This is a genomic window from Acidovorax delafieldii 2AN (assembly GCF_000175235.1).
Taxonomy (GTDB): Bacteria; Pseudomonadota; Gammaproteobacteria; order Burkholderiales; family Burkholderiaceae_C; genus Acidovorax; species Acidovorax delafieldii_B.
Window position 1 is genome coordinate 1 of sequence record NZ_ACQT01000250.1, and the last position, 5,106, is coordinate 5,106.

At 70.4% G+C, this 5,106-nt stretch carries 6 protein-coding genes and 1 pseudogene; 5 read left to right on the forward strand and 2 right to left on the reverse strand.

The genetic code is table 11. The annotated features are described in order from the left end of the window. Window positions 1-190 precede the first annotated feature (190 nt). Complete coding sequence (locus tag ACDELDRAFT_RS18935) at window positions 191-808, forward strand: class I SAM-dependent methyltransferase (protein WP_005799633.1); 618 nt, start codon at window positions 191-193, stop codon at window positions 806-808. 2 nt (window positions 809-810) lie between these two features. Next, window positions 811-1,602: a tRNA-uridine aminocarboxypropyltransferase gene (locus ACDELDRAFT_RS18940; RefSeq protein ID WP_040329908.1), complete on the forward strand. Its 792-nt coding sequence runs from the start codon at window positions 811-813 to the stop codon at window positions 1,600-1,602. A 55-nt stretch (window positions 1,603-1,657) separates the two neighbouring features. Here the strand turns inward: ACDELDRAFT_RS18940 and ACDELDRAFT_RS18945 are convergent. Then, window positions 1,658-2,315 (reverse strand): annotated as a pseudogene (locus ACDELDRAFT_RS18945) (DNA-3-methyladenine glycosylase). Between the two features lie 68 nt (window positions 2,316-2,383). Between ACDELDRAFT_RS18945 and ACDELDRAFT_RS18950 the strand changes: the two are divergent. The 3 genes from ACDELDRAFT_RS18950 to ACDELDRAFT_RS18960 all read left to right on the forward strand — a co-directional run bounded on the left by ACDELDRAFT_RS18950 (window position 2,384) and on the right by ACDELDRAFT_RS18960 (window position 4,374). Further along, window positions 2,384-2,926, forward strand: coding sequence for a GNAT family N-acetyltransferase (locus tag ACDELDRAFT_RS18950; protein WP_005799636.1), 543 nt, complete (start codon window positions 2,384-2,386; stop codon window positions 2,924-2,926). Window positions 2,927-3,102: 176 nt separating this feature from the next. Next, window positions 3,103-3,354 carry a hypothetical protein gene (locus tag ACDELDRAFT_RS18955; RefSeq protein WP_005799637.1) on the forward strand — a complete coding sequence of 84 codons (252 nt, stop codon included), beginning with the start codon at window positions 3,103-3,105 and terminating at the stop codon, window positions 3,352-3,354. A gap of 444 nt (window positions 3,355-3,798) precedes the next feature. Next, window positions 3,799-4,374 carry a hypothetical protein gene (locus ACDELDRAFT_RS18960; protein ID WP_005799638.1) on the forward strand — a complete coding sequence of 192 codons (576 nt, stop codon included), beginning with the start codon at window positions 3,799-3,801 and terminating at the stop codon, window positions 4,372-4,374. Between the two features lie 441 nt (window positions 4,375-4,815). Here the strand turns inward: ACDELDRAFT_RS18960 and ACDELDRAFT_RS18965 are convergent. Further along, window positions 4,816-5,106: TetR-like C-terminal domain-containing protein (locus tag ACDELDRAFT_RS18965; RefSeq protein ID WP_040329906.1), on the reverse strand; the 291-nt coding region annotated here is incomplete at its 5' end.

Below are 5,106 nucleotides of genomic sequence, written 5' to 3' on the forward strand. Positions count from 1 at the left end.
CAGCGCCACGCGCTGCAGGGCGGTGAGTGCGTCGCCCGCGGCCAGCGCGCGGGCGGCGGCTGAGATCATGGAATCCATGGCGACAGAATAGGGCCTTCGCCGTGCGCGGGTCGAGGCGGTGGCCGCCCCGTGTGCGGGATACTCTGCCGCTTCTTGCTTGCCCTGCCACCTTCGCCCATAGGACCGCCCATTGAAATCCGCCAGCGCCGCCATCTTCGACGAGGCCTACTACCAGCGCTACTACGTCGACAAGAAAACCAGCGTGGTCGACCCTGAGCATGTCGAGCGGCTGGGGGCTTTTGTGTGCAGCTACCTGCAGTACCTGCGGGTGCCGGTGCGCCGGGTGCTGGATGTGGGCTGCGGCATCGGGCTGTGGCGGGCGGCGGTGGCCCGGCATTTCCCCAGTGCCAGCTACCACGGCGTGGAGTTCAGCGAATACCTGTGCGGGCGCTTCGGATGGGAGCGTGGCTCGGTGGTGGACTACCAGGCCCATGATCCGGCCGAGCCGTTCGACCTGGTGATCTGCCAGGGCGTGCTGCCCTACCTGAGTCCGCCCGACCTGAAGCGCGCCCTGCACAACCTGGGCCAGCTGAGCCGGGGCGCGCTGTACGTCGAAGCCGTGGCGCGCGAGGATTACGAGCGCGACATCATCGACGAAGACCTGACCGATCCGCGCCTGTTCCGCCACCGGGCCGAGCTGTACCGGCGCGGGCTGCAGGACAGCTTCACCGAACTGGGCGGTGGCGTGTGGCTGAGCCGCCGCTGCGAGGTGCCGCTGTTCGCGCTCGAATGCCCGGCCAGCCGTTGACCATGGCGTTCATTCCTGCCCCTTCCGCCCTTTCCACCGCGGCCGCGCCCCATGCCGTCGCCCGCCAGCGCGCCGAGCGCCTGGCGCGCAGTTCCAAGCCCTTTCTGGCCCGTGGCGGCCCGCGCGGTGAGCGCTGTCCGGGCTGCCGCCTGGTGCCCAGCCACTGTCTGTGCGCGCTGCGCCCGGTGGTGCCCACGCGTGCGGGCGTGTGCTTGCTGATGGGCGATGTCGAGGCGCTGAAACCCAGCAACACCGGATGGCTGATCGCCGATGTGGTGGCCGACACCTTTGCCTTTGGCTGGGCGCGCACCGCCGTGCACCCCGATTTGCTGGCGCTGCTGGCCGACCCGCAGTGGCAGCCGGTGGTGGTGTTTCCGGGCGAGGACGTCGCGCCCGAGCGGGTGCTCACCAGCCTGCAAGCCCCCACGGGCAGCGAATCCTGGCAGGGCACAACCGGCAAGCGCCCGCTGTTCATCCTGCTGGATGGCACCTGGCCCGAGGCGCGCCGGATGTTCCGCAAAAGCCCCTACCTGGATCGCCTGCCCGTGCTCAGCCTGCAGCCCGGCCAGCGTTCACGTTACCGCCTGCGCCATGCCCTGCACGATGACCACCTGTGCACCTCCGAGGTGGCCGCACTGTGCCTTGCGCTGGCGGGCGAGACCCGTGCGGCGCAGACGCTGGAGGCGTATCTGGATGTGTTCACCCACCACTACCTGCAGGCCAAGAACCAGCTGCCGGTGGATGTGAACGACGCGCTGCACCAGCGGCTGCGCGATCTGGCTGCGGCCGCCTGACGCGTTCGTTGTGGGCGTGTGGCCCGCGTTGATCCGGCCCGCGCACCGCGCCCGATCAGCCCCCGCGCTGCGGCTGCACCCCATCGGGCGCCGCCTCTGCCGCCGCGAAGCCGCGGCTCAGGTAACGCGAACCTTGCAACCCGAACCGCCAGGGCATGTCCACGGCCTTGCTGATGCCGATGCGGGGCCCCGCCACCACCGGCCAGTGTGCGGCGGTGCTCTGGCGCGGGCTCCAGCAGCGCGAAGGGCGGTGCGTTCAGCGGCAGGTGGTTGAAGCTGGCGTCAATGCCCAGCGCCTGCGCCAGCCGGCCCGGCCCGGCGCACAGCAGCCGGGCATCCTGCATGCCCCCGCGCCGTGCCCGCATCACCTCCAGCCCGTGCGTGGGCTCCAGGGCCCGCAGCAATACGCCCGCGCCATGCCCCTCTTCGCGGCACACGGTGTTGATGCACCAATGCAGCCCGTACGAGCGGTACACATACGCCCGCCCCGGCGGGCCGAACATCGCCGCATTGCGTGTGGTGGGGCCGCCGTAGGTGTGCGATGCGGGGTCGGACTGGTCGTAGGCTTCGGTCTCCACGATGCGTCCGCCCACGCCGTCCACCCACAGCGTCACACCGATCAGGCGCTGCGCCACCGCGTGGGCGGGAGCCCCGAAGTCGATGAGTGCCGGCACAAGCGCCGGCTCGGGCAGCGAGGGATGGGGTGGGTGCATGGCCGCATGCTAGTCCACGCGCGGTATGCGGCACAATCGCGCCCCTGCTGCGCACCACCTTTCGTTCCATGCCCCTGCCGGTCCACATCCGCCCCTTCCGCGTCGGCGACGCGCCCGCGCTGCGCGAGCTGTTCCATGCCGCCGTCCATGCCATTGCGCGGCGCGACTACACACCCGAGCAACTGCAGGCCTGGGCGCCGCGCGATCACGATGCGGTGGCCTGGGCCGAACGCCTGCATGCCAACCAGCCTTGGGTGGCCGAACTGGGCAGCCTGCCGACCGCGACCGCAGGCGTCGCCCTGCCCGGGCCCGCCGGAGCGGGTGCCGGCAATACCGTGGCCGGCTTCGCGGACCTGCAGGCCGACGGCTGCATCGACCAGTTCTTCGTGGCCCCCGCCTTTGCCGGGCAGGGCGTGGCCCGCGCGCTCATGGCGCACCTGCATGCGCAGGCCGCGCAGCGTGGCATCGAGCGCCTGTGGGCGCATGTGAGCCTGACGGCTGAGCCTTTCTTTGCGGCCCAGGGCTTTGCGGTGCAAGAGCGCCGCGAGGTGGTGCGCGCCGGCGTCGTTCTGCGCAATGCGCTCATGGCCAAAACGCTGGGGCGCGATTGAGGCCGCCTTGCCCGGCGGCGTGCTGTGCGGGCCGAAGCAGCGCAACGGTGCATGCGCCGGTTGCACGGCGATGTGCCAGAGTTGCCCTGGTTCGCACTACAGTCGTCCTTTCCGCGCCACGGCCCTGGGGCCGAACGCGCGATGTTCCCTTGATCACCCGAAACGAAAGAGCCCCCATGACCAAAGACCTGGCCCGCCAGCGTGAACTCCAGCCCATGGTGCTGTGCGAGCCCTGCCAGGGCATCCAGCGCAACTGGCGCAAAGCCCCCGGCCACGCCGAGCTGGTGCAGCGCGGCAACCGCAAGGAAGACCGCGACAGCGGCCCCGTCACCATCACCCGCTACGTCTGCGACCGTTGCGGCACGGCCTGGGAATACGAGAACGACCGGACCAACCAGCAGGCCGGCTGGTCGGTGGTGGGACGCTGAGGGTCCGCACGCCCGGCGTTGCCAGGGGGCGCGCGCTGTGACCGCAGCCCGATGCAGGGGGTGCGTTTGCTCCTGTGTTCATAGCTATTGACGACCACGGAGCGGGCGCAACAGGGCGATAAGCCGTGCATCGCGCGACTGCGCACCCGGGCGCATGGGCAGGTGCCCGGACATCGCGCTCCCCGCGTCGCCTCTGGCGCAAGTTGCCGTCGGCGCATTGCCGGACGGGGCAGAGGCGGTGCAGCGGGCGTTGCTGAACCCCCCGAACCCTCCGGGGAAGGTCTGCAAGCTCGAAAGGAACGGGCGTGGGCGGATCGAGGGGAACTTTGGGCACCCCGCCCGTACCCATCCGCTTTGGGCCGCGCGCCATGGCCACCAGGGTTGCAACAGGGCGCAACGGTTGCCGCCCGCCCTGCCGCGGCGGGCATACACAGGAGTTCAAGCATGCTGGAGCACCGCAGACGATTTCTCGACGCCGCCGCGCGGGGCCTGGTGCTGGGGGGCATGGCCGCGCTGTGGTGGCCGGCCGCGCACGCCCAGCCCGGCTACAACGTGTCCCTGGAGCAGCTGCAGGACATGGTGGGCCGCAAGTTTCCGCGCAACGTGCCGGTGGCGGGGCTCATGGACCTCACGGTGCAGGCGCCCAACCTGCGCCTGCTGCCCGAGGTGAACCGCCTGGGGGCCCTCATGGCGGTGGACGCCGCCGGCCCTGCCCTGCGGCGCAGCCACACCGGCACGTTCGATGTGGAATTTGCGCTGCGCTACGAAGCATCGGACCGCACGCTGCGCGCCCACCAGCTCAAGCTGGGGCGGCTCGACTTTCCGGGCCTCAAGCCGGCCGTCAGCGAGCTGCTCAACACCTATGCCCCCGCGCTGGCCGACCAGTCGCTGCGCGAGGTGGTGCTGCACCAGTTGCGCCCGCAGGACACCGCCGTGTTCGACGGCCTGGGCCTGCAGCCAGGCCCCATCACCGTGACGCCCAAGGGGCTGGCGGTGGCGTTTGTGCCCAAGCCGCTGTGAGTGTGGGTTTGTCAAAATCAATAGCAAACATCGCAATCTGGATAAGCGCAACAGGCCGTTTTGTTTGAAATGTAGGCGCTTGGACACAGCCATGTGCGGGGCTGCGGCAGCGCCTGGGCCCCAGGCGCTTATTTCGCAGGCGTGGTCTGCATGGCGGCCTGATCGACCGATATGTCCAGGCATGTGGCCCCGAGCGCAGCGCGGGCCGCCGTGCTGCGCGCGAAGTCTGCCCTGCTGCGGGTAACGTGATCCCGGCACGGTCATGCGCGCTTTTCTCCGCGGTGCCTTGAGGGCTCCACGGCGGTGCGGGCCAGCAGGGCCGTGGCAGGTCGTGGCGGGGGCGCAGATGGCCCGCCAGGTTCGTGGAAATTCTTGGACTTGTCGGGTGCGTGCGAATGAAGCGCGGCGCCCCAGGCCTGTGCAGCCGCCACGGCGCCGGTGCTACAAGCCGCGCTCGACCATGTCCAGCAGCCGCTGCCCCAGCTGCTCCAGCATGGCGGGCGGTGTGCCGCGCAGGGGGCCGTCGATGCTCAGCAGCGCCATGCCGTGCACCGTGGACCAGGCCAGGTATTCGGCGCCGGGGCGGCGTTCGGGCGGCAGCACGCCAGCGGTGACGAGGTCGTCGAGCGCGGCACTCAGGTGCTGGAAGGGGTTGCGTCCGGTGCGTCCTTCCTTGGACGGGTCGGGGCGCAGGTCCAGCCCGAACAGGTCGCCAAAGGCCGTGCGGAACAG

What these genes read in the sequence shown, in the direction of transcription:
- ACDELDRAFT_RS18955 (WP_005799637.1), top strand. Translation starts at nt 3,103, where the DNA reads ATGACCAAAGACCTGGCCCGCCAGCGTGAACTCCAGCCCATGGTGCTG.
- ACDELDRAFT_RS18940 (WP_040329908.1), top strand. Translation starts at nt 811, where the DNA reads ATGGCGTTCATTCCTGCCCCTTCCGCCCTTTCCACCGCGGCCGCGCCC.
- ACDELDRAFT_RS18960 (WP_005799638.1), top strand. Translation starts at nt 3,799, where the DNA reads ATGCTGGAGCACCGCAGACGATTTCTCGACGCCGCCGCGCGGGGCCTG.
- ACDELDRAFT_RS18950 (WP_005799636.1), top strand. Translation starts at nt 2,384, where the DNA reads ATGCCCCTGCCGGTCCACATCCGCCCCTTCCGCGTCGGCGACGCGCCC.